Origin of the sequence: Actinotalea alkalitolerans (genome assembly GCF_023369855.1) — a bacterium.
Classification (GTDB): domain Bacteria; phylum Actinomycetota; class Actinomycetes; order Actinomycetales; family Cellulomonadaceae; genus Actinotalea.
In genome coordinates this window covers 272,852-295,578 of sequence record NZ_JAMBPP010000003.1, presented here as the reverse complement: position 1 = coordinate 295,578, position 22,727 = coordinate 272,852, and the positions used below count along the sequence as shown (strand labels likewise).

At 72.7% G+C, this 22,727-nt stretch carries 20 protein-coding genes; 14 read left to right on the top strand and 6 right to left on the bottom strand.

Features of this window, described 5'->3' with window-relative positions:
• Positions 1–13 precede the first annotated feature (13 nt).
• Complete coding sequence (locus M1R94_RS04880) at positions 14–1,360, bottom strand: PTS transporter subunit EIIC (RefSeq protein WP_249380537.1); 1,347 nt, start codon at positions 1,358–1,360, stop codon at positions 14–16.
• Between the two features lie 201 nt (positions 1,361–1,561).
• Here M1R94_RS04880 and M1R94_RS04875 point away from each other — a divergent pair, with 201 nt between their 5' ends.
• From M1R94_RS04875 to M1R94_RS04850, 6 genes are read left to right on the top strand one after another with little or no spacing between them, the layout of a single operon-like run.
• On the top strand, positions 1,562–2,410 hold the full coding sequence (locus tag M1R94_RS04875; protein WP_249380536.1) for a GntR family transcriptional regulator: 849 nt from the start codon (positions 1,562–1,564) through the stop codon (positions 2,408–2,410).
• On the top strand, positions 2,407–2,658 hold the full coding sequence (locus M1R94_RS04870) for a PTS sugar transporter subunit IIB (protein WP_249380535.1): 252 nt from the start codon (positions 2,407–2,409) through the stop codon (positions 2,656–2,658). Before M1R94_RS04875 ends, M1R94_RS04870 begins: the two co-directional genes overlap by 4 nt.
• Positions 2,659–2,702: 44 nt before the next feature.
• Positions 2,703–2,933 (top strand): PTS sugar transporter subunit IIB, encoded by a 231-nt coding sequence (locus M1R94_RS04865; RefSeq protein ID WP_249380534.1) that lies wholly within the window; start codon positions 2,703–2,705, stop codon positions 2,931–2,933.
• On the top strand, positions 2,933–3,394 hold the full coding sequence (locus M1R94_RS04860) for a PTS sugar transporter subunit IIA (RefSeq protein WP_249380533.1): 462 nt from the start codon (positions 2,933–2,935) through the stop codon (positions 3,392–3,394). Before M1R94_RS04865 ends, M1R94_RS04860 begins: the two co-directional genes overlap by 1 nt.
• Complete coding sequence (locus M1R94_RS04855; RefSeq protein ID WP_249380532.1) at positions 3,385–4,086, top strand: HAD family hydrolase; 702 nt, start codon at positions 3,385–3,387, stop codon at positions 4,084–4,086. The genes M1R94_RS04860 and M1R94_RS04855 overlap by 10 nt, the downstream gene beginning before the upstream one ends.
• A 56-nt stretch (positions 4,087–4,142) precedes the next feature.
• Positions 4,143–4,373: a PTS sugar transporter subunit IIB gene (locus M1R94_RS04850; protein WP_249380531.1), complete on the top strand. Its 231-nt coding sequence runs from the start codon at positions 4,143–4,145 to the stop codon at positions 4,371–4,373.
• Between the two features lie 55 nt (positions 4,374–4,428).
• Here M1R94_RS04850 and M1R94_RS04845 read toward each other — a convergent pair whose 3' ends face one another.
• Positions 4,429–5,424: a mechanosensitive ion channel family protein gene (locus M1R94_RS04845; protein ID WP_249380530.1), complete on the bottom strand. Its 996-nt coding sequence runs from the start codon at positions 5,422–5,424 to the stop codon at positions 4,429–4,431.
• A gap of 74 nt (positions 5,425–5,498) precedes the next feature.
• On the opposite strand from M1R94_RS04845, the gene M1R94_RS04840 reads away from it, so the two are divergent.
• Positions 5,499–6,734: an NAD(P)/FAD-dependent oxidoreductase gene (locus tag M1R94_RS04840; RefSeq protein ID WP_249380529.1), complete on the top strand. Its 1,236-nt coding sequence runs from the start codon at positions 5,499–5,501 to the stop codon at positions 6,732–6,734.
• On the opposite strand, the gene M1R94_RS04835 is transcribed toward M1R94_RS04840, so the two are convergent.
• Together M1R94_RS04835 and M1R94_RS04830 are read right to left on the bottom strand one after the other, a co-directional pair.
• A complete protein-coding gene (locus M1R94_RS04835; protein WP_249380528.1) occupies positions 6,727–7,242 on the bottom strand; it encodes a DUF1990 family protein in 516 nt (171 codons plus the stop codon). The genes M1R94_RS04840 and M1R94_RS04835 overlap by 8 nt on opposite strands.
• Positions 7,239–9,437, bottom strand: a complete 2,199-nt coding sequence (locus M1R94_RS04830; protein ID WP_249380527.1) for a prolyl oligopeptidase family serine peptidase — start codon at positions 9,435–9,437, stop codon at positions 7,239–7,241. The genes M1R94_RS04835 and M1R94_RS04830 overlap by 4 nt, the downstream gene beginning before the upstream one ends.
• 58 nt (positions 9,438–9,495) lie before the next feature.
• Between M1R94_RS04830 and malQ the strand changes: the two genes are divergently transcribed.
• Positions 9,496–11,625: a 4-alpha-glucanotransferase gene (gene malQ / locus M1R94_RS04825; protein ID WP_249380526.1), complete on the top strand. Its 2,130-nt coding sequence runs from the start codon at positions 9,496–9,498 to the stop codon at positions 11,623–11,625.
• The gene (locus M1R94_RS04820) at positions 11,622–12,176 is read left to right on the top strand and encodes an AAA family ATPase (RefSeq protein WP_249380525.1); all 555 of its coding nucleotides are present in this window, start codon (positions 11,622–11,624) and stop codon (positions 12,174–12,176) included. Before malQ ends, M1R94_RS04820 begins: the two co-directional genes overlap by 4 nt.
• A gap of 29 nt (positions 12,177–12,205) precedes the next feature.
• On the opposite strand, the gene pepN is transcribed toward M1R94_RS04820, so the two are convergent.
• Positions 12,206–14,803: an aminopeptidase N gene (pepN, locus tag M1R94_RS04815; protein WP_249380524.1), complete on the bottom strand. Its 2,598-nt coding sequence runs from the start codon at positions 14,801–14,803 to the stop codon at positions 12,206–12,208.
• 145 nt (positions 14,804–14,948) lie between these two features.
• Between pepN and M1R94_RS04810 the strand changes: the two genes are divergently transcribed.
• The 4 genes from M1R94_RS04810 (at position 14,949) to M1R94_RS04795 (ending at position 20,094) form a co-directional block, all read left to right on the top strand.
• Positions 14,949–15,584 (top strand): DsbA family protein, encoded by a 636-nt coding sequence (locus tag M1R94_RS04810; protein WP_249380523.1) that lies wholly within the window; start codon positions 14,949–14,951, stop codon positions 15,582–15,584.
• 214 nt (positions 15,585–15,798) lie between these two features.
• Positions 15,799–17,610, top strand: a complete 1,812-nt coding sequence (locus M1R94_RS04805; protein WP_249380522.1) for a carbohydrate-binding module family 20 domain-containing protein — start codon at positions 15,799–15,801, stop codon at positions 17,608–17,610.
• Positions 17,611–17,734: 124 nt separating this feature from the next.
• Positions 17,735–19,357 carry a phytoene desaturase family protein gene (locus M1R94_RS04800; RefSeq protein WP_249380521.1) on the top strand — a complete coding sequence of 541 codons (1,623 nt, stop codon included), beginning with the start codon at positions 17,735–17,737 and terminating at the stop codon, positions 19,355–19,357.
• 149 nt (positions 19,358–19,506) lie between these two features.
• A complete protein-coding gene (locus tag M1R94_RS04795; RefSeq protein WP_249380520.1) occupies positions 19,507–20,094 on the top strand; it encodes a hypothetical protein in 588 nt (195 codons plus the stop codon).
• 57 nt (positions 20,095–20,151) lie between these two features.
• Here M1R94_RS04795 and M1R94_RS04790 read toward each other — a convergent pair whose 3' ends face one another.
• Positions 20,152–22,197, bottom strand: a complete 2,046-nt coding sequence (locus M1R94_RS04790; RefSeq protein WP_249380519.1) for a M13 family metallopeptidase — start codon at positions 22,195–22,197, stop codon at positions 20,152–20,154.
• 47 nt (positions 22,198–22,244) lie between these two features.
• Between M1R94_RS04790 and M1R94_RS04785 the strand changes: the two genes are divergently transcribed.
• Positions 22,245–22,694 (top strand): ribose-5-phosphate isomerase, encoded by a 450-nt coding sequence (locus tag M1R94_RS04785; protein ID WP_249380518.1) that lies wholly within the window; start codon positions 22,245–22,247, stop codon positions 22,692–22,694.
• Positions 22,695–22,727 lie beyond the last annotated feature (33 nt).

The window sequence follows — 22,727 nt, the reverse complement described above, 5'->3', positions numbered from 1 at the left end:
CCCGGCGAACGGGTCAGGTCGTGGTGCGACCGGGGGCGGGCTCGGAACCGGTCACCGGAGCCGAGGTCGCGGGTCGTGCCCCGCCGACGGGCGCGTCGACCAGGACGTTGTCCTCGGTCACGGTGCCCTCCTCCTCGCGGCCCGGGGTCCGCAGGTTCCACTTGGTGATGACGAAGCGGAACAGGAAGTAGTAGACCGCGGCGTAGGCCAGGCCGATCGGGATGAGCAGCAGCGGCTGCTCGGCGATCCGGAAGTTCAGCAGGTAGTCGATCGCGCCGGCTGAGAAACCGAAGCCGTGCCGGATCTCCAGGGCGTTGACCAGGGCCAACGAGGAACCGGTGAGCACCGCGTGGATCGCGTACAGCGGGTAGGCGACGTACACGAAGGCGAACTCGAGCGGCTCGGTGACGCCGGTGACGAAGGAGACCAGGGCCGCCGAGCCCATGATGCCGCCGACGACCTTGCGCTGGGCAGGCTTGGCGGTGTGCGCGATCGCCAGGGCGGCCGCGGGCAGCGCGAACATCATGATCGGGAAGAACCCGGTCATGAAGGTGCCAGCCGTCGGGTCACCGTTGAGGAAGCGTGCGATGTCGCCCTGCCAGATGTCCCCGTTGGCGTCCTCGAAGGTCCCGAACTGGAACCAGGGCAGGGAGTTGAGCAGGTGGTGCAGGCCGATGGGCACGAGAAGGCGGTTCGCGGTGCCGTAGACGAAGGCGCCCAGGATGGTCGACCCGGTGACCCAGCTGCCGACCCCGGTGAGGGCCGCGTCGAACCACGGGTAGATGAGCGCGCCGACGACGGCGATCAGGACGGACGCCCCGGCGGTGACGATCGGCACGAAGCGCCTCCCGCCGAAGAAGGCCAGGTAGGGCGGGAGCTTGATCCGGTAGTACTTCTGGAACAGGACCGCGGCCACGAGCCCGATGACGATGCCGCCGAGCACCCCGTAGTTGATCAGCTGCTGGGCCTCACCCTCGGCCGGCTCGCCCAGGACGTACGGGGAGAGGACGTCCGAGACCCCGCGGAAGACGAGGTAGCCGATGAGCGCCGCGAGACCGGTCGACCCGTCGGACTTGCGGGCGTAGCCGACGGCCACACCGAGGGCGAACAGGAGCGGCAGGTTGGCGAACAGGGCGTTGCCGGCTGCGCCCAGCACGTCGGCGACCGGGAGCATCCAGTCGCCCCAGGCGCCGGCCACACCGTTCTCACCCAGCATGTCGGGCTGGCCGAGCCGCAGCAGGAGTGCTGCGGCGGGCAGCGAGGCGATGGGCAGCATGAGCGATCGGCCCACCCGTTGGAGCTGGGCGAAGCCGGGGATCCCGCGCTTGGCGGGGGCTTGCGTGGCGGTGGTGGCAGTCATGCGCGAGCACTCCTCATCGTGTGCGGCGCGACACCGGTGGGCACCGGGCGCTCGGTCCAGGAGCGCGGCGGGGCGGATCGGGTGCCGCGCTGCGGGGTGAACTAGATGTCTGGACCAGTTGGCGCTCACCATGATGGAATGCACCCGCAGGTGTCAAGGACTCGGGCACACCCAGCAGGATGTGACCCGAGCCGTCGCGCAGTGCGCGGCGCAGCGGGTCTCGAGGACGGGCAGGAGGCGACCGACGTGGGTCACTCGGTGCTCAAGCACGTGCGTGTCCGGGACTACCTTCGGTCGCTGGTCACCCACGAGCTCACCGTCGGGGACCTGATCCCCTCCGAGCGGATGCTGTGCGACCGCTTCGGCGTCTCCCGGATGACCGTCCGCCAGGCCGTCGACGCGCTCGTGGTCGAGGGCCTGCTCGACCGGGAGCAGGGCCGCGGGACCTTCGTGGCCCCGTCCAAGGTCGACCTCGAGGTGAGGCTCTCCTCGTTCGGCGAGGAGATGCGCCGACGAGGCCTGACGCCGTCGTCCACCGTGCTGGCAGCCGAGGTGACGAGCGCGACGCCCGACGTCGCCGACGCCCTCGAGCTGGTGCCCGGCGAGCGGGTGCTCTACCTGCACCGCATCCGCCACGCCGACGGCGAGCCGATGGCCATCGAGCAGACCTGGGTGCCCTGGTCCCTGGCCCCCGACCTGTTCGACGGCGGCCCACCCGGCAGCGTGTACGGCGAGCTGCGGGCCCGAGGGGTCGAGCCCGACTGGGGCGAGGACACGGTCGCGGCCTCCGAGGTCGACGCCCACGACGCCGAGCTGCTCGGGCTGCGTACCGGGGCCGCGGTGCTGCGCCTGACCCGGCGCACCTTCGCCGGGGACCGGGCCTGCGCCTACTCACGGTCCTCCTACCGCGCCGACCGGTACGTGCTGTGGGTGCCGCTGCGCGTCCCGCGCCGCCCGCTCACCCCGCGCCGCTCCGCGCACGACCGCTCCGACACCGACCCGGCCGAGCCGGCCGGTGCTGAGCTGACCACCCCGGACCGATCACGATGAAGGAGCAGGAGCCAGTGGGAGACCAGGCGACGCAGATCCTCGCGGCACTGGGCGGGGTCGCGAACATCATCGACATCGAGCCCTGCACCACGCGCCTGCGCTCGGAGGTCCGCGACCCCGGCCAGGTCGACGTCGCGGCGCTGCGGGCCGCCGGCGCGCACGGCGTGATGGTCTCGGGCCGGGTCGTGCAGGTGGTCGTCGGGCCGAGCGTGGACACGCTCGCGACCGACCTCGAGGAGCTGATGTGACCCACGGCGCCGGATTCCCCGGTGTCGACGACGAAGGAGGAGCCATGAGCAAGGCTGAGCAGATCCTGGCAGCGCTCGGGGGTGACGCGAACATCATCGACCTCGAGCCCTGCATCACGCGGCTGCGGGTCGAGGTCGAGAACCCCGACCTGGTCGACGACGCGGCACTGAAGGCCACCGGTGCCTTCGGCGTCGTGCGCTCGGGGTCGGTCGTGCAGGTGGTGGTCGGGCCCGAGGCCGACACCCTCGCCTCCGACATCGAGGACCTGCGCTGATGACCGCACCGCTGCGCGTCGTGGCACCGGTGAGCGGCACCGTCCTGGCGATGTCCGGCGTCCCCGACCCGGTGTTCGCCGGGGAGATCGTCGGGCCGGGGCTCGCCGTCGACCCCACACGGGGACCGGGCGAGGCGATCTCGCCGATCGCCGGGACCATCCTCAAGCTGCACCCGCACGCCTTCGTGGTCCAGGCACCCGGCTCGCACGCGGTGCTGGTCCACCTCGGGCTGGACACGGTGCAGCTCGGTGGCGTCGGCTTCACGCTGCACGTCGCCGAGGGCGACGTCGTCCAGGAGGGGACCACGGTCGTGAGCTGGAACCCGCTCGACATCGAGGCGGGCGGACGCTCACCGATCTGTCCCGTGGTCGCGCTCGAGGGCACGTCGGGCGCGCTGGAGGGCCTCGTCGAGCCCGGAGCGACCGTCAAGGCTGGCGACCCGCTCTTCGTGTGGTCCTGACCGGACACGCGGCGGCGTCGCTGCTGCGGCGTCGGGGTGCGGGGCTGCTGCTCGACCTGGACGGGACGCTCGTGGACAGCGAGCCCGTCCACCGGGCAGCCTTCCGCGCCTACTTCGCCTCACGCGGGTGGGACGTCGAGGAGGAGGTGGTCCGGCTGTTCGGGGGGCGTCGCGCCCAGGAGGTCTTCCCGACCCTGGACGGCCCCTGGCGGGGCGAGGACCCGCACACGCTGACCGCCGGGGTGATCGATGCGCTGCGGGCCTCGACGACCCGCCCGGCGCCGGTGCCGGGGGCAGCAGAGCTCGTGGCCGCCTGCCTGAGGCGTGGGGTTCCCGCCGTCATCGTCACTTCGGCCGGTCACGAGTGGGTGGACCGGGCGCTGGACGGGCTCGGCGTCGCGCGGGACGCCCTGCCCAGGGTCACCGCCGAGGACTGCGCAGCAGGCAAGCCGGACCCCGAGCCCTACCTGCGCGGGATCGCCGCCCTCGACCTGCCGGCAGGTGGGCTCGTCGCCGTCGAGGACACCCCGGCCGGGGTCACCTCCGCACGGGTGGCCGGGGTCGGCACGGTGCTCGGCATCACCACGAGCCACCCGCGCGAAGCCCTGCGCGGAGCCGACGACGTGGTCGCCGACCTCGCCGTCCTGGCGCGCGCCCTCACCCCCTCCGACGGGCGCAGCGGGCGGCACTAGGGTGGGCTCGAGCCGGCACCCCCCGTGCACACCGCTTCGACCCCCAGGAGCCATCGATGAGCAAGGCCGAGCAGATCCTCGCAGCCCTCGGTGGGGACGCCAACGTCCTCGACCTCGAGCCGTGCATCACCCGGCTCCGCGTCGAGGTCACCGACCCGGCGCTGGTCGACGAGGACAGCCTCAAGAGCAGCGGTGCCTTCGGTGTGGTCCGATCAGGCCGGGTGGTCCAGGTGATCGTGGGGCCCGAGGCGGACAACCTCGCGGTCGAGATCGACGGGCTGCGCTGACCGCGACCCACCGCTGACCTCCCGCACCGAGCGCTGACGCCTCGAGACCCGGTCGTCAGTCGGTGCTGGACGGGTCCTGGCCGGCTGTGGTCTCGCGCTCCCGCACGACCTCGCGGCGGGGCAGCGCGAGCTGGACGCCCTCGGCCGAGAACGCCTCGCGGATGCGCTCGCGGACTGCCCGCTGCACCACCCACTGCTTGGCCGGGACGACCTTGACCATGAAGCGCAGCATCACCGCCTCGGCGCTGAGGTTCTCGTAGGCGGTGATGTCGGCCTCGGCCAGCAGCAGCGGGCCGAGCTCGGGGTCCTGCTCGACCGAGGTGGCCACCGAGCGCAGCAACCGGGTGGCGTGGTCGATGTCCTGGTCCGGGGGGACGAGCACCTCGACCAGGGCCTTGGACCAGCCCTGGGTCATGTTCCCCACCCGGAGCACCTCGCCGTTGCGCACGTACCAGAGCGTCCCGGACAGGTCGCGCACCTGGGTCACCCGCAGCCCGATGGCCTCCACGACCCCGGAGGCCTCGCCGAGGTTGACGACGTCACCCACGCCGTACTGGTCCTCGATGAGCATGAAGAGCCCCGACAGGAAGTCCTTGACGAGGGTCTGGGCGCCGAACCCCAGGGCCACGCCCGCGACCCCGGCCGATGCGAGCAGCGGTCCCAGGTCCCAGTCGAGGATGTTCGCCACGACGGTCAGCACGACCAGCCCGACGACCAGGGCCGCCGACGACCGCATCACCGAGCCCATGGTCTCGGCGCGCTGCACGCGGCGGGCCACGGCCAACGGGTCGGACTGGCTGATCACCCGACTCATCCGGGTCCGCCGCAGCAGACCGTGCGTCGTGCGCTGCATCGTCGAGCCGCCCTGGACGATCGACCGCACCGTGCGGGCGATCGCCCAGCGCAGCACCGCGAGCAGCAGGACGCCGGCGAAGACCGCGATGGCCACCTGGAGGGGCCACCCGAGCAGCCACTCGAGCCCACGGGCCATCTCGCCGGGGATGTCGGGCACTTCCGGGCGGATGTCAGTCAGGATCGGCAGGTAGGGCATCCCGGCAGGTTAGTGCGGGTCGTGCCCGGTGTCAGACCGCGGCGCCAGCCCGCCGGCCGATCTAGACTCCGGGCGTGGACGCTCCCGTGGTCGTCGTCGGCGCCGGTCTGGCCGGCCTGGCCTGCGCCCGCCGTCTGCACGCCGCCGGTCTCCCGGTCACCGTGCTCGAGGCCTCGGACGGTGTCGGCGGACGGGTGCGGACCGATCTGGTGGACGGCTACCGCTGCGACCGCGGCTTCCAGCTGCTCAACCCGGCCTACCCCGAGGTCCCGCGGGTGCTGGACCTGCCGGGCCTGGACCTGCGGGTCTTCGACGCGGGGGTCGTCCTGGCGACAGGTGGACGTCGCGTCGTGCTGGGTGACCCGCTCCGCCTGCCGTCAGCGATCCCCTCGACCCTCGTGCGCGGCGGTGACCTGCGCGCCAAGCTCGCCTTCCTGAGGTGGGCGCTGCCGGCCCTCGGCCCGGTGGACCGGCTCCTGGCCCGACCCGACCGTCCCCTGGGAGAGGCGCTGGACGACGCGGGCGTCACCGGCCTGTTCCGGCACGGCGTCGTGGACGGGTTCCTGGCAGGGGTGCTCGCGGACGACACCGGCGACTCCTCGGCGACCTTCACCCTGCTCCTGCTGCGGGCCTTCCTCCGAGGCCGACCGGGGGTCCCGTCGCTCGGCATGAGCCGGGTGGGTGAGCAGCTCGCGGCGGGGCTCCCCGATGGAGCCGTCCAGCTGGGCCGGGCGGCCCGGTCGGTCAGCCCGAGGGCGGTCGTGACCGACGACGGCACGCAGGGCGCCGCTGCAGTGGTCGTCGCCACGGACCCGGTCACCGCGGCCGCGCTCACCTCGTTGCCCGCACCGGTGATGCGCGGGCTGACGACCTACTGGCACGCGAGCACCGAGCCCCCCTCGCGGCGGCGCCTGATCCACCTCGACGGTGACGCCGCAGGCCCGGCGGTGAACACGGCCGTGATGACCGCTGTCGCGCCGACGTACGCGCCGGCGGGACGCCACCTGGTGGCCTCGACGGTGCTCGGTGCCGGGCACGGACGGGACACCGAGGTCGACCTGCGGCGCCAGCTCGCCCGGGTCTACGGCGTCGGCACCGACGAGTGGGAGCTGGTGCGGGCCCACCACCTCCCGCAGGCGCTGCCGGCGCAGCCCGCACCGCTGGTGCGCCGCCGGCCGGTCGTCCTGGACGACGGTCTGCTCGTCGCCGGCGACCACCGCGACACGGCCTCGATCCAGGGGGCCCTGGTCTCGGGGCGCCGAGCCGCCGACGCCGTGCTCACCCGCCTGCGGGGCGCGCCGGTCAGGTGAGCAGCGCCCGCAGGTAGCGGTGGGTGAAGAGCCGCTGGAACACCACGACGAGCGGTGCACCGGCCCTGGACCACCACGTGCAGGGTCGTGAGAACGCCGTGATCTCCATCACGACCGTCCCGTCGGCCTGCCGGCGCACCACGAAGCGCTCCTCGCCCCGCAGCGGGTGGCCGGGCAGCGTCCCGTAGGCGAACCCTCGTGCCGTGGGTTCCTGGACCGTGTACACCACCCGGCACGGTGCGGTCACGCGGAGCGGGCCGCGGCCGAACCAGACCTCCACCTCGACGCCTTCGGCTGCGGGCGGGGTCTGCTGGGCGACCCGGGCACCCGCCCCACGGTGGCCCTGCCAGGTCATGAGCTGCTCCGCCGCTCGGGCGAAGTCGTCCTCACCCCGGCCGATCGTGCGCGAGCGGACCAGGTGGCGGTACCCCGCGGGCAGGGGCCCGTGGGTCGCGCCCACCTCGGAGTAGGTCAGCCCCGTGCCTGGCAGGTCCGGGTGGGTGCTCACCCTCGCTCGCCACCATCCGTCCCCACGAGCCCCGTCTGCCGGGCGACGAAGGACAGCTGCTCGGCCGAGAGCCCGATCGTCCGGCTCAGCGACCGGCCGCCGTGACCCACTCCGGTCTCGCGGCGCAGCAGCACCGGCGACACCTCGGGGGAGCCGGACGTCGAGTGCTGGAGCGCGGCGCACAGCTTGCGGGCGTGCAGGGGGTCCACCCGGGTGTCGCCCTCGAAGACCGTGAACAGCACCGCGGGGTAGGCGGGCCGCTGATCGGTCGAGGTGAGCGCCCGGTGGTAGGGGGAGTAGCCCAGCAGCCATCCCAGCTCCTCGGGGTCGGCGGCGTCGCCGTACTCCTCGGTCCAGGTGACCCCCAGGCCGAAGTGCTGGTAGCGGACCATGTCCAGCAGCGGTGCGCTGCACACCGCGGCGGCGAACAGGTCGGGGCGCTGGGTCACCGCCGCTCCGACCAGCAGCCCACCGTTGGACCCGCCCCACACGGCGAGCCGGTCGGGTGTGGTCCAGCCGTGCGCGACGAGGTGCTCGGCTGCGGCGTGGAAGTCGTCGAACACGTTCTGCTTGTGGGCGCGCATCCCGGCCCGGTGCCAGTCCTCGCCCTCCTCGCCGCCACCACGGAGGTTGGCCACGACGTGCACCCCACCGGCCTCGACCCACGCCAGCGCGGTGGCCGAGTAGGCCGGCTCGAGGCTGATCTGGAAGCCCCCGTACCCGTACAGGACGGTCGGGGCGGGGGCCACCGGGTGGCCGTCGACCACGGTGTCGGCACGGGCCAGGACGATCATCCGCACCGTGGTGCCGTCGGCGCTGCGGAACGCGACCTGCTCGGAGTGGACCGCAGGCAGGGTCGCAGGTCGGTCGGGTGGGGTCGCCCACAGGCTGACCGCACCGGTGCGGGTGTCGACGTGGTGGATCTGGGTCGGGGTGGTGTGGTCGGTGTAGGAGAACCAGAGCTCGCGGCCACCCGTGGGGCGACGGACCAGCCCGCCCACGGTGCCGAGGCCGGGGAGGTCGACCCGTCCGGCCTCACCGGCCAGACGCTCACCCGACCGGGGGTCGTGCACGGTGACCTCGCTCACGGCGTGCCGTCGCCAGAGAGCGACGATCTCGCTCGGCTCGACCGCTGCGGGGGCGTCTGCCGGTGCGTCCCCCTCGTCGAGCAGCACCACGTCGGCCAGCACGGCCTCGGCGTCCTGCGCCAGGAGAGTGGTCCAGTGCTCGGGGCCCGGTCGCAGCGGGTCCGTCACGGCGAGCCGACCCCGCGGTGCGTCGAGGTCGGTGTGCAGGTAGAGGCGGCCGTCGCGCCCCACCCAGGCCGCGGTCTCGGCATCCAGCCCCACGGTCACGGGCACCGGCTCGAGCTCCTGCGGGCCGGTCGCGGCCAGGTCGCAGATCCACACCTCGGTGCGCGGCGCGGTGCCGGCCGATGCCGAGACCACCAGCCACCGGCCGTCCCGTGAGACGTGCAGGCCGAAGTAGGTCGTCCGGTCCAGGCCCTCGCCGAAGACCTGGACGTCGTCCGCGGTGTCGGTGCCGACCCGGTGCCACCAGACACGACGGTGGTACTGCTGCTCGTCGGGCGGGACCAGGGCCGGGTCCAGGCGACGGACGTAGAAGAAGGACCCCGCTCCCGGGAGCCAGGCGACCGGCGAGTAGCGGGCCCGGTCGATCGGACCGTCGACGCTCTCGCCCGTGGCCACGTCGATCACGTGCAGCACGCTCTCCTCGGTGCCGCCGGTCGAGACCTGGTAGGCCAGCAGGTCTCCCTCGACGCTCGGCTGCCACGCGTCCAGGGTCGTGGTTCCGGCCGGGTCCAGGACCATCGGGTCGACCAGGGTGCGGGGCGAGCCGGCGGGGGCGTCGCCGTCGTCGACGACCTCGACCACGGCGTGCTCGGCGTCGCCGGCCCGGCGCGAGGAGAAGCGGCGTCGTCCCCGCCACACCGGTGTCCCCACGTAGCCCGCTCCGAGGAGCTCGGTGAGCCGGCCACGGAACCGGTCCTCGAGCCCTTCGGGCGCGACGCTCCGGTAGGCGGCGTAGAGCGCGTCCTGCGACTGCGACCACCGGACCGTCTCGGCGGACGAGGCGTCCTCGAGCCACCGGTAGGGATCGGCCACGAGGGTGCCGTGCAGGTCCTCCTCGAGGCTGTCGCGTCGGGCGGCCGGGTAGGGGTCGGTGAGGTTCATCGGAGCAGGCTACGGCGTGCGCGACGCGGTCCGGCCCCGCCTCTGGCAGGATCGGCACGTGGCTCGTCCCGAAGGTACTCAGACTGTCCTCCCCCCGCGGTTGCTCGAGCTGGCAGCACGCCACGGCGTCGTGCCCGACTTCTGGGACTTCGACGGCGGGCACCGGCACGTCCCGCAGGAGACGATGGTCGCGGTGCTGGCTGCCCTGGGGGTCGATGCGACGAACCCGGAGCGGGTCGAGCTCGCCCTCGCCGACGCGCAGGACGAGCCGTGGAGGCACATCCTGCCGCCCGTGGTCGTGACCCGCGCCGAGGTCGCGGTCCAGGTCCCGGTCCACGTCCGGGACGGCGACCCGGCCACCCTCGAGATCGAGCTCGAGGACGGTGGCCCCCCACGCGCCCTGGTGCAGGTCGACGTCTACGTCGAGCCACGCACGGTCGACGGGCGCGACGTCGGTCGTGCGACGTTCGAGGTCCCTGACGACCTCCCGCTCGGCTGGCACACCCTGGTGGCTCGGACCCACGGCGCCACCGCCCGCTCACCGCTCGTGGTGACCCCGGCGCGGCTCGAGCTGCCGGTCGACATCGAGCGTCGCCGTGCGTGGGGGTTCATGACCCAGCTCTACTCGGTGCGGTCCCAGCAGTCCTGGGGGGTGGGCGACCTCGCGGACCTGCGGGAGATCGCCTGGCTGTCCGGTAAGCGCTGCGGCGCGGACTTCGTGCTGATCAACCCGCTGCACGCGGCGGAGCCGGTCACCCCGCTGACCCCCTCGCCGTACCTGCCGAGCACCCGGCGCTTCGTCAACCCGCTGTACCTGCGTGTCGAGGACATCCGGGAGACGGGGTACCTGCCCGTGGCCGAGAGGTCCCTGGTCGAGTGGCAGGCCGAGGTGGCCCGCCCGCTCAGCACCGACCCCGGGCCGATGGACCGGGACACCGTCTGGGCGGCCAAGAAGGTCGCCCTCGAGGTGGTGCACGCAGCGCCGCGCTCACCGGCCCGGCAGGCGGGCTTCGAGGCCTTCCGCGCCGACCAGGGACAGGGCCTGGAGGACTTCGCGACGTGGTGCGCGATCGTCGAGCACTTCGACGGCCAGGAGTGGCCGGCGGAGGCCGACGACCGCGGCTCTGCCCTGGTACGTGAGCTGCGCGAGGCCCTGGCCGACCGCATCACCTTCTACTGCTGGTTGCAGTGGGTCGCCGACGAGCAGCTCGGGGCTGCGCAGGCCGCAGCCCACGACGGAGGCATGCGGCTGGGGATCATGCACGACCTCGCGGTCGGGGTGCACCCCGAGGGCGCGGACGCGTGGGCCATGCGCGAGGTGCTGGCGCAGGAGGTGTCGGTCGGTGCCCCGCCGGACATGTACAACCAGCAGGGACAGGACTGGTCCCAGCCGCCGTGGCAGCCGGCGGCACTGGCCCGGGCCGGCTACGCGCCGTACCGGGACATGCTGCGCACGATCCTGCGTCACGCCGGTGCCCTGCGCATCGACCACGTCATCGGGCTGTTCCGGCTCTGGTGGATCCCGCGCGGTGCCGGGGCCCAGAACGGTGCCTACGTGCGCTACGACCACGAGGCGCTCATCGGCATCCTGTGCCTCGAGGCGCAGCGGGCGGGGGCCGTGGTCATCGGTGAGGACCTGGGGGTCTTCGAGCCGTGGGTGCGTGACTACCTGACCGATCGGGGCGTGCTCGGCACCTCGGTGCTGTGGTTCGAGCGCGAGAACGGGGCCCCGATGCCCCCCGAGCGCTACCGGCGGCTCGCGCTGGCGACCGTCACCACGCACGACCTGCCGCCGACCGCGGGCTACCTGGCCGGCGAGCATGTCGACCTCAGGGACCGGCTCGGCCTGCTGACGACGTCCGTCGAGGACGTCCGCGCGGCCGCCCGCGGTGAGCGTGAGGAGATGCTCGCGGTGCTCGCCGAGCGTGGTCTGGTCGGCGCCGACCCGTCCGAGCGGCAGCTCGTCGAGGCGCTGCACCGGCTGGTGCTGGCGTCACCCTCGGCGCTGGTCGGGGTCTCGCTGGCTGACGCCGTCGGCGAACGGCGGGCCCAGAACCAGCCGGGGACCGACCAGGAGTACCCCAACTGGAAGGTGCCGCTCGCCGACTCGGGCCAGCAGCTGGTCCTGGTGGACGACCTGTTCGACAACCCCCGCCTGCGCTCGCTCGTGGCGGCACTGCGGGGATGATCCCGTCACGTCCGCCCCCGCGGCGGGTCCGGGTGGTGGGCAACAGCGGGAGCGGCAAGACGACGGCCGCGCGGGTGGTTGCCGAACGCCTCGGGGTCCCCCTCCTCGAGGTCGACGCCATCGTCCACCTGACGGGGTGGCGCACCGCGAGCCAGGCCGAGTTCGAGACCGCGATGCGCGACTTCCTGACCTCGCCCGAGGCCAGGGACGGCTGGGTCGTGGACGGCAACTACGCGACCCGCCTCACCGCCGTGACCGATGCCGCGGACACCGTGCTCTGGCTGGACCACAGCAGGGCCGTGGTCATGACCCGCCTCGTGGGACGCACCCTGGCGCGCGCCCTGACCCGACGAGAGCTGTGGAACGGCAACCGCGAACGCCTGCGCACGCTGCTCAGCGTCGACCCGATGACCAACCTGTGGTTGTGGGCGTGGACCCAGCACAGCACCACCCGAGCCCGCTACGCGGCGCTGGCCGAGGAGGACCCGCAGCAGCGCTGGGTGCGCCTGCGCACCCCTGCGGAGATGCGACGCTGGCTGCGGCCCCTCTGAGCCTGCAGGTCCTCCTCGGCCCGGCGCGCTCAGTCCTCGGTCAGGTCACGCTCCTGCGCCACCAGGGCGCGCCGCACCCCGTCACGCGACTCCACGACCAGTCGTCTCAGGGCCGGGTGGCGATCGCCGAGCTGGTCGAGCCAGGCGTCGGTCCGGGCCAGGACGTCGATCTCGCTGCCGGCGAGCAGGGTCGGGTAGAGACCGACCACGATGTTCTGGGCGATCTCGCTGGTCCGGTCGGTCCAGACCCGCTCGAGCGACTCGAAGTACGGCTCGACGAAGGGCACCAGCAGGCTGCGGTCGTGCACCCGGGCGAAGCCCGCGATCGTCGAGGTCTGCAGCGCGTTGGCCAGGTCCCCACGCTCGACGGCGGCGTCCCAGGCGGCCTGCTTGGCCTCGAGGGAGGGCAGGGCCGCACGCGCGGCGGCGGCGGCCCGCTCACCGGTCGCGGTGGCGTCGGTGGTGAGCTGCTCGGCGATCGTCGCCTCGTCGGCCCGCCCGCCCGCGGCCAGGCTGGTCAGGAGCTCCCAGCGCAGGTCGGTGTCGATGCTGAGGCCGTCGAGCGAGGAGGTCCCCTCGCGCAGGGCGGCCACGACGTCGAGCTGGGCGTCGGTGGCGGCCCTCGCGGCGAAGGCCTTGACCAGCTGGAGCTGGGAGTCGCTGCCCGCCGGTGCCTCGTGGGCGAGGGCCAGCAGGCGGTCGGCGACCTCGGCCCGCACCCGGTCGCGGTGCGGGGCGCTGACGTACAGGTCGGTCGCGGTCGCGAGCTGACGCAGCAGGACGAGCACCACCGAGGAGTCGGTCTCGTGCGCGATGTTCGCCAGCACCAGGTCGACGAACCGACGGGCGCCCCACTCTCCGTCCCGGGTCATGTCCCACGCAGCGTTCCAGACCAGCGTCCGGGGCAGGGAGTCGGTGAAGGAGTGCAGGTGCGCGGTGGCCACGGCCAGCGAGTCGGGGTCGAGCCGGACCTTGGCGTAGGCCAGGTCGTCGTCGTTGACCAGCACGAGGTCGGGCCGTGGGCGGCCGGTGAGCTCGCTGACGTGGGTGCGTGGTCCGTCGATGTCGAGCTCGACGTGGACCGTGCGCTCGAGCCGGGTGGCGCCGTCGGTCTCGACCAGGTCGTACCCGCCGATCGCCAAGCGGTGCGGGCGCTGGACGGGGTGCTCTGCCGGGACCTCCTGCACGATGTCGAACGAGGCCACCAGACCGTGCACGTCGAGCTCGATCTGGGGACGCAGCAGGGTCACGCCCGCCTGCTCGAGCCACAACGCGGACCAGCGGCTCAGGTCGCGGCCGCTGGTCTCCTCGAGCTCGACGAGGAGGTCACGGAGCTCGGTGTTGCCCCAGGCGTGCTTGGCGAAGTAGGCGCGTACCCCGGCGAAGAACTGCTCCTGGCCCACCCAGGCCACGAGCTGCTTGAGCACCGAGGCGCCCTTGGCGTAGGTGATGCCGTCGAAGTTGACCTCGACGTCGGCGAGGTCGCGGATGTCCGCGACGATCGGGTGGGTCGAGGGCAGCTGGTCCTGGCGGTAGGCCCAGGACTTCTCGAGCGAGGAGAACGTGGTCCACGAGCTCGTCCAGCGGGTCGCCTCGGCGGCGGCGAGGGTCGAGGCGTACTCGGCGAAGGACTCGTTGAGCCACAGGTCGTCCCACCAGCGCATCGTGACCAGGTCGCCGAACCACATGTGCGCGAGCTCGTGCAGGATCGTCACGGCCCGACGCTCGACGGTCGCCTCGGGGACCTTGGAGCGGAAGACGTACGCCTCGAGGAAGGTGACCGCTCCGGCGTTCTCCATCGCCCCGGCGTTGAACTCGGGCACGAAGATCTGGTCGTACTTGGCGAACGGGTAGGGGCGGTCGAACCTCTCCTCGTAGAAGGCGAACCCTGCCCGGGTGATGTCCAGGATGTTGTCGGTGTCCAGGTACTGCGCGAGCGAGGCCCGGCAGAGCACCCCCAGGGGGATGGTGCGACCGTCGCTGCTGGTCAGCTCGCTGTCCTCCCGGTGGTAAGGGCCCGCGACGACCGCCGTGATGTAGCTCGAGATGCGGGGCGTGGGCTCGAAGGACCACCGCGCCACGGCGCCCTCGAGGGGCCCTCCGGGGCCTTCGCCGGTCAGCAGCAGCGGCTCGGGGGTGGGTGAGTTGGAGATCACCGTCCAGTGCGCGGGGGCGGTCACCGCGAAGGCGAACGTGGCCTTGAGGTCGGGCTGCTCGAACACGGCGAAGACGCGGCGGGAGTCGGCGACCTCGAACTGGGAGTACAGGTAGACCTCGTCGTCGACCGGGTCGACGAAGCGGTGCAGGCCCTCGCCGGTGTTCATGTACCTGCAGTCGGCGACCACCCTGAGCTCGTTCTCGGCGGCCAGCCCGTCGAGCCGGATGCGTGAGTCGGCCACCACCTCGCCGACGTCCAGCTGATGCCCGTTGAGCACGACCTCGTGCACCGCCGCGGGGATGAGGTCGAGGAACGTGCTGGCCGAGGGGGTGGCGGTGAAACGGATGACGGTCGTGGAGGCGAACGTCTCCGGGCCGGTGGTGAGGTCGAGCGCGATCTCGTAGGACTGCACGTCCACGATCGTCGAGCGCTCGCGCGCCTCGGCTCGGGTGAGGTTCTCAGCGGGCACGGTGGTGCTCCTCGGGTCGTCCGTGTGCGGGTCACCGGATCCTTTCACGCCGGGACGGGATGGTTCAGGACGTCGGGGACGTTGCGCTGACATGCGCACGGTGACCTGTGCGCGGCCGCCCCCGTCCACCGATCGATGGAGAACCATGACCGACCTCACCGCTGCCTCCGCCCCGTCCCGGCACACCGCGGACGTCTGGTTCGACCCCACGTGCCCGTGGGCCTGGATGACCTCGCGGTGGATGACCGAGGTGGAGCGGGTGCGTGACGTCGAGGTGCGGTGGCACGTGATGAGCCTGGCGGTCCTGAACGAGGGACGTGAGCTGTCCGAGGGGTACCGGCGCTCGATGGATGACGCCTGGGGACCGGTCCGAGTGGTGACCGCGGCGCGGCTCGCGCACGGCGAGCAGGTGGTCAAGCCGCTCTACGACGCGATCGGGACGCGGCTGCACCCGGGGGAGCGGCGGGACGATCGCCTCGTGGTCGTGGCCGAGGCTCTCGACGAGGTCGGTCTGCCGGCCTCGCTCATCGACGCGGCCTCGACCGACGAGCACGACGACGAGCTCCGCGCCTCCCACCAGCGCGCGATCGACCTGGTCGGGGACGAGGTCGGGACCCCTGTGGTGGCGATCGACGGCACCGGGTACTTCGGCCCGGTGGTGACGCCGACCCCCCAGGGTGAGGATGCCGGCCGGCTCTGGGACGGGTTGGTCCTCATGACGGGCGTCCCGGGGTTCTACGAGCTCAAGCGCACCCGGACGCGGGGCCCGGTCTTCGTCTGACGGGAACCGGTGGAGGGCGGGTCGGCGTGGCCGGCCCGCCCTCTTGCGTCCCTGGGTGGCGTCGCCTACCGTGCAAGCATCCAAGGATGTTGCGGGAATCTTGCATCCCGTTGCACGCGCTCCGCTCGAGGCCGACGCACTGCTGCGACGGCCGGCTGTCTCTGGTCCGACACCGCTGTCGGGCCGGTCCGACCCGAACGGGGAGAAGTACCGCATGGAGCCGTCTACCAGACGACCGCACACCCGATCCCGCCACCGCTCGATCCTGCGTTCCCTCGCCGGGACGCTCGCGGGCGTCCTGGCCGCCACAGCGCTGGTCACCGGCGCCGCCGTCGGCGCCGCACCACCGGCCTCGGCCGCACCACCCGGCGAGCGCGACGTCACCGCCGTGCTGTTCCAGTGGACGTGGACCTCGGTCGCCCGGGAGTGCACCAGCACCCTGGGACCTGCGGGCTACGCCTACGTCCAGGTCTCACCGCCGCAGGAGCACGTCCGCGGCAGCCAGTGGTGGACCTCGTACCAGCCGGTCAGCTACCGGATCGAGTCCAAGCTCGGCAACCGTGCGCAGTTCGCCGCCATGGTCAGCACCTGCCGGTCCGCGGGCGTCGAGGTCATCGCCGACACCGTGATCAACCACATGAGCGGCGCCCCCGGCGGGGGAACCGGGTACGCGGGGTCGCCGTTCCAGTACTACAGCTACCCGGGCATCTACTCCGACGCCGACTTCAACGGGTGCCGCCGCGACATCGCCGACTACCGCAACCGCTGGGAGGTGCAGAACTGCAACCTCGTGGGGCTCGCCGACCTGGCCACCGGGTCGCAGTACGTGCGGGGCCGGATCGCCACATACATGAACGACCTCATCGCCCTGGGCGTGCGGGGGTTCCGCATCGACGCGGCCAAGCACATGCCCGCGGCCGACGTCGCGGACATCGTGAGCCGGCTCAGCGACCCGAGCGTGTACATCGTCCAGGAGGTCATCGGTGCCGCGGGGGAGCCCATCACCCCCGCGGAGTACACCGGGATCGGCGACGTGCACGAGTTCAACTACGGACGCCAGCTCAAGCGGGTGTTCACCGGCGGCGACCGGCTGGCCAACCTGCGGACCTTCGGCGCGACCTGGGGTCTGCTGCCGAGCGACCGTGCCGGGGTCTTCGTCGACAACCACGACACCGAGCGCAACTTCGAGACCCTGACCGAGGCCGACGGTGCCGCCTACACGCTGGCGAACGTCTTCATGCTGGCCTGGCCGTACGGCGCACCCGCGGTGCACTCGGGGTACGCGACCAACGGCGACTACAACAAGGGGGCACCCCAGAGCAGCAGCGGAGCGGTGCTGGACGCGACCTGCTACACCAACGGGTGGCGCTGCCAGCACGACTGGCGCGAGATCCGCAACATGGTCGGGTTCCGCAACGCCGCAGGCACCGCGGCGACGAGCCAGTGGTGGGACAACGGCAGCAACCAGATCGCCTTCGGTCGGGGAGACCAGGCCTACCTCGCGCTCAACGGCGAAGGGACAGCGCTGAGCCGAACGTTCACGACGTCGCTCCCGGCCGGCGTCTACTGCGACGTGATGAGCGGTGACTACGACCCGACGGCCCGCTCCTGCTCGGGCTCGACCGTCACCGTCGCCGCGAACGGGACGTTCAGCGCGAACGTCGCGGCGCGCTCCGCACTCGCGATCCACGCGGGGGCGATGCTCGACGGCACGACACCGCCACCCCCCGGCGACGCGCGGATCTCCTTCGGGGTCGAGGCCACCACCCAGTGGGGCCGGAGCATCCGCGTCGTGGGCAGCACGGCCGCCCTCGGCACGTGGAGCCCCGCAGCGGGCGTCGCGCTGTCCTCGGCGACGTACCCCGTGTGGCGGGCCGAGGTGGCGATGCCTCCGGGGACCCGCGTCGAGTACAAGTACGTGCGCGTCGACGGCAACGGCGGCGTCACCTGGGAGAGCGGCGCCAACCGGGTCGCGACCGTCCCGGCGAGCGGTGTGCTGACCCTCTCCGACACCTGGCGCAGCTAGCCCGGTATCGGCCCGATCGGGCGGGGGGTGGGTCGTCCTTGGAGCGCACGACCCACCCCTCGCTCTCTGCCGCGACGTGCCGGGCGCCTGGCGTCAGGTGCGAGGGCATGGCACGGTGCCAGGCATGCCCACCGACGTCCCCGCCCAGCCCCGACCCCCGGCCCCACGCCCCCGGTACGACGTCGTCGTCGTCGGTGGAGGGCACAACGGGCTCACGGCCGCCGCGTACCTGGGCAGGGCCGGACGGAGCGTCCTGCTGCTCGAGCGGGCCGACCACCTGGGTGGCGCCACCCGCTCCGACCAGGTGTTCGCCGGGCGTGATGCTCGCCTCTCGCGCTACTCCTACCTGGTCTCGCTCCTGCCGGCCACGGTCCGCGACGAGCTCGGCCTGGACCTGACGCTCCGCAGGCGGCGGATCTCGTCCTACACACCCGTCCCCGGGGAGCCCTCGCGCGGTCTGCTGGTCGACACCGGCGACCCGGCCGCGACCCGACGCTCCTTCGCGAACGTCGGTGCACCGGGGGACGCCGACGCCTGGTCGTCCTTCGGGGAGCGCACCGCGGCGCTCGCCCGTGCCGTCTTCGGCACCGTCACCGGTCCGTTGCCCTCGGCCGACCAGGTCCGTGCTGCGATCGGCGAGCAGTGGTGGCGGGACCTCGTCGAGACGCCGCTCAGCGAGGTGGTCGAGCGCAGCTTCGCCTCCGACCTCGTGCGCGGCGTGGTGCTCACCGACGCGCTGATCGGCACCTTCGCTCGCGCGGACGACGCCACGCTGATCCAGAACCGGTGCTTCCTGTACCACGTGATCGGAGGCGGTACCGGTGACTGGGACGTGCCGGTCGGCGGCATGGGTGCCGTCCAGCACGCGCTCGAGGATGCCGCGCGACGTCACGGTGCCGAGCTCAGGACGTCGGCGGCCGTCGAGTCGGTCCACCCCGGCCCGACGGGCGCCGAGGTCGTCTGGAGCGATCCCTGGACCGGCCACGAGCACCGCACCGCGGCGGGTCACGTGCTCGCGGGCTGCAGCCCCGCCGAGCTCGACCGACTGCTGGGGGCCGAACCTGCCGACCCACCCCCTGAGGGTGCACAGCTCAAGGTCAACATGCTGCTCACCCGGCTGCCGCGGCTCCGGGACCCGCAGGTCGACCCCGCGCGTGCCTTCGCCGGGACCTTCCACGTCAACGAGGGGTACGGCCAGCTCGACCGGGCGTACCAGGAGGCGGCCCGGGGCCAGGTCCCGACCCTGCCTCCCGCCGAGATCTACTGCCACTCGCTGACCGACCCGTCGATCCTGGGCCCGGAGCTGCGGCGCACGGGTCACCACACCCTGACCCTCTTCGGCCTGCACATGCCCGCCCGGCTGTTCCGCGAGGACCCGGTGGGCGCTCGCGACGCTGCGCTCACGGCGACGCTGCGCTCGCTCGACAGCGTGCTGGCCGAGCCGATCGAGGACTGCCTGGCTCTGGACCAGGACGGGCGGCCGTGCGTCGAGGCGCGCAGCCCGGTGGACCTCGAGGGCGACGTCGGGCTGCCCGGTGGGCACATCTTCCACCGTGACCTCGCCTGGCCCTGGGCCGAGCCCGGTCAGGGGCACGACGGCGGGCTCGCGGCACGCTGGGGGGTCTCGACCGCGCACGAGCGCGTGCTGCTCTGCGGTGCGGGGGCGCGTCGCGGAGGAGGGGTCAGCGGGATCCCCGGGCGGTCTGCGGCGATGGCCGTGATCGGCCTGACCGGCGGCCCGCGGTAACGTCCGTCCTGGGTCGACGACCCGTCAGGGAGCGGCACCCCCACCGCCCGGTACCGGTGGTCCACGGGCTCAGGCCGGAGCGTCGCGGAGCGCGCGGCTCCGTGGCATGCTGCCGGTGCAGTGTGCCTGTCGGCACGAGAGGAGCAGTGGTGGAGCAGCCCAGACCCGCAGCAGCGGCCGGAGGGCGCCGTCGTCCCCTCAGCCCGGGGATGACCGCGTTCCTCGCGATCGACGTGATCCTGGTGGTCACCTTCCTGGTGGTCCTGGCGATGGTGATGTCGGGGGGCGACGGCGACGAGCCCGAGACCCCGGCGGCCTCACCGACCCAGCAGGACCCGCTCGAGAGCACCCCCGAGGAGTCTGCCCCCGCCGAGCCGACCGACAGCCTGGACCTCGGGGCCTTCGTGCTGCCGAGCGGGAACATCCACTGCACCGTGACCCCCGACGCCGCCACCTGCACGATCCTGCAGTTCTCCTACGAGCCCCCCGCGCCACCCGAGGGCTGTACCGGCACCGTCGGCAGCGTGCTCACGGTGACCGCGACCGACGGGTTCTCGTTCCCGTGCGTCGACGCCCCACCCGCTGCCGCGCCCGAGGGCACCCCGGTGCTCGACTACGGCCAGGCCACCACGGTGGGGGAGATGTCCTGCTTCAGCTCGACCAACGGGGCGACGTGCCGCCACAACCCGACCGGCCAGGGGTTCTCGGTCGCCCGCGCGGGCTATCAGCCCTTCTGACCAGCCCGACGCACCGGCGGGGCCGACCCGCAGCCGGGCCGGCCCCGCCGGTACGGCTCACCAGATGCGTACCCGCTCGTCCGGCGCGAGGTACAGGGCGTCGGACGGCGTGACGTCGTACGCCTCGTAGAACGCGTCGAGGTTGCGGACCACCGCGTTGCAGCGGAACTCGTTGGGCGAGTGCGGATCGGTCGCCAGCCGGCGGATGACCTCCTCGTCACGCCCCTTGGACTGCCACACCTGCGCGAAGCCGATCAGGACACGCTGCACGCCGGTCAGGCCGTCGAGCACCGGGGCCTGCGCCAGGGTCAGGCCCTGCGCCTCGAGGGCGACCTCGTAGGCCTTGAGGCCGATGGTCAGCCCGCCCAGGTCCCCGATGTTCTCCCCGATCGTCAGGGCACCGTTGACGGTGTGCTCGGGGCCGAGCTGGCGTGGGGTGAGCACGTCGAACTGCGCGATGAGTGCAGCGGCGCGGGTGTCGAACTCGGCCCGGTCCTGCGGGGTCCACCAGTCCTCGAGGCGCCCCTGACCGTCGTACTTCGACCCCTGGTCGTCGAAGCCGTGGCCGATCTCGTGACCGATCACCGCGCCGATGCCGCCGTAGTTGACCGCGTCGTCCGCCTCGGGGTCGAAGAACGGGGGCTGGAGGATCGCTGCGGGGAAGACGATCTCGTTCATCCCGGGGTTGTAGTACGCGTTGACCGTCTGAGGGGTCATGAACCACTCGTCGCGATCCACCGGACGGCCGATCTTCGCCAGCTCCCGGTCGAGCTCGAAGGCGGTCGCCCGGCGGACGTTGCCGACGAGGTCCTCAGGGCTGATCTCCAGACCTGAGTAGTCCTTCCACCGGTCGGGGTAGCCGATCTTCGGGGTGAACGCCGCGAGCTTGTCCAGGGCCTTGGCACGGGTGTCCTCACCCATCCAGTCGAGCGAGGTGATCGACCGGCGGTACGCCTCCACGAGGTGTGCGACCAGCTCGTGCATGCGCTCCTTGTGGCTCGCCGGGAAGTGCCGGTCGACGTAGACCTGACCCACGGCCTCGCCCAGCGCCCCCTCGACCACCGACACCCCACGCCGCCAGCGGTCGCGCAGCTCGGTCGCGCCGGTCAGGGTGCGGCCGTAGAAGTCGAAGTTCGCCTCGACGACCGCGTCGTGCAGGTAGGGGGCACGGGCGCTGACCAGGTGGTAGCGGAGCCAGGCCTTCCACTGCTCGAGCGGGAGCTCGGACCACAGGGCCGCGAAGCCGGTCGCGAAGTCGGGCTCGCGCACCACGAGGTGGTCCATGCTGCCCGTGGGTGCGGCCAGGGCGGTGGTCCAGGTCTCCCAGTCGAAGCCGGGCGAGCTGGTGACCAGGTCGGTCAGCGGCATCGGGTTGTAGGTCAGGTCGGCGTCACGGTCGCGCACCACGTCCCAGTGGCACGCCGCCAGGCGGGTCTCCAGGTCGACGACGGCGGCGGCGTCCGCCTCGGCCTGCGTCGCATCGACACCGGCCGCCAGCGTGAGCATGCGGGCCACGTGGGGCTCGTACGCCTCGCGCACGGCGGCGTACTGCGTCTCGCGGTAGTAGGACTCGTCAGGGAGCCCAAGACCACCCTGGTACAGGTACACGACGTAGCGCTCGGGGTCCTTGGCGTCGTTGTCGACCCAGAACTCGACCGCCCCCGCACCTCCGGTGCGCTGCAGGCTGCCGAGCACCCGGGTGAGGTCGGTGCGGTCCGCGGCCCCGTCGATCAGGTCGAGCTCCTCGCTCAGCGGAGAGGCACCCAGCGCGGCGACCCGCTCGGTGTCCATGAAGCTCGCGTAGAGCGCACCGACCTGGGCAGCCGCACCGCCCGGTGCGCGGTCGTCGGACCCCGTGGCACCCTGCGCGGCGGCGGCGGCCACCTGCGCACCGAGCTCTTCGATGATCGCCTTGACGTGCTCCTCGGCCTGGTCGTGCAACGCCCGGAAGGAGCCGTCCATCGCACGGTCCGCGGGGATCACGTGGGACTCGATCCACCTGCCGTTGACATGCCCGTACAGGTCGTCCTGGGGGCGGGTCGTCGGGTCGAGGGCGTCGGGGTCGATGCCGCTGTGCAGAGGACGGGTGTCGGGGCGAGTCATGGGCCCAGGCTAGGCGGAACCCACCAGGAGTGCGGCAGGATGTCGCCATGCGCATCCACATCGCCGCCGATCACGCCGGGTACGAGCTCAAGGTCCACCTCGTCGAGCACCTCCGGGCGGGGGGCCACGACGTCGTCGACCACGGGGCGCACTCCTACGACCCGCAGGACGACTACCCGTCCTTCTGCTTCGCGGCCGGTGAGGCTGTGGTCGCCGAGCCGGGGAGCCTGGGCGTGGTGATCGGCGGGTCGGGCAACGGTGAGCAGATCGCGGCCAACAAGGTGCCCGGGGTGCGGTCCGCGCTGGCGTGGAGCGTCGAGACCGCACGGCTGGGCCGGCAGCACAACGACGCGAACGTCGTCGCCCTCGGTGCCCGCCAGCACTCGGTCGACGAGTCGACCGAGATCGTCGAGACCTTCCTGGCCGAGCCGTTCAGCGGCGACGCACGCCACCAGCGCCGGATCGACCAGCTCGCCGCCTACGAGGGCCGGCGCTGACCGGGTAGCACCGCGGCTGCACGCGAAGCCACC

What these genes read in the sequence shown, in the direction of transcription:
- M1R94_RS04880 (WP_249380537.1), bottom strand. Translation starts at nt 1,360, where the DNA reads ATGACTGCCACCACCGCCACGCAAGCCCCCGCCAAGCGCGGGATCCCC.
- M1R94_RS04870 (WP_249380535.1), top strand. Translation starts at nt 2,407, where the DNA reads ATGAAGGAGCAGGAGCCAGTGGGAGACCAGGCGACGCAGATCCTCGCG.
- M1R94_RS04865 (WP_249380534.1), top strand. Translation starts at nt 2,703, where the DNA reads ATGAGCAAGGCTGAGCAGATCCTGGCAGCGCTCGGGGGTGACGCGAAC.
- M1R94_RS04860 (WP_249380533.1), top strand. Translation starts at nt 2,933, where the DNA reads ATGACCGCACCGCTGCGCGTCGTGGCACCGGTGAGCGGCACCGTCCTG.
- M1R94_RS04850 (WP_249380531.1), top strand. Translation starts at nt 4,143, where the DNA reads ATGAGCAAGGCCGAGCAGATCCTCGCAGCCCTCGGTGGGGACGCCAAC.
- M1R94_RS04845 (WP_249380530.1), bottom strand. Translation starts at nt 5,424, where the DNA reads ATGCCCTACCTGCCGATCCTGACTGACATCCGCCCGGAAGTGCCCGAC.
- M1R94_RS04830 (WP_249380527.1), bottom strand. Translation starts at nt 9,437, where the DNA reads ATGAACCTCACCGACCCCTACCCGGCCGCCCGACGCGACAGCCTCGAG.
- M1R94_RS04820 (WP_249380525.1), top strand. Translation starts at nt 11,622, where the DNA reads ATGATCCCGTCACGTCCGCCCCCGCGGCGGGTCCGGGTGGTGGGCAAC.
- M1R94_RS04810 (WP_249380523.1), top strand. Translation starts at nt 14,949, where the DNA reads ATGACCGACCTCACCGCTGCCTCCGCCCCGTCCCGGCACACCGCGGAC.
- M1R94_RS04805 (WP_249380522.1), top strand. Translation starts at nt 15,799, where the DNA reads ATGGAGCCGTCTACCAGACGACCGCACACCCGATCCCGCCACCGCTCG.
- M1R94_RS04800 (WP_249380521.1), top strand. Translation starts at nt 17,735, where the DNA reads ATGCCCACCGACGTCCCCGCCCAGCCCCGACCCCCGGCCCCACGCCCC.
- M1R94_RS04790 (WP_249380519.1), bottom strand. Translation starts at nt 22,197, where the DNA reads ATGACTCGCCCCGACACCCGTCCTCTGCACAGCGGCATCGACCCCGAC.
- M1R94_RS04785 (WP_249380518.1), top strand. Translation starts at nt 22,245, where the DNA reads ATGCGCATCCACATCGCCGCCGATCACGCCGGGTACGAGCTCAAGGTC.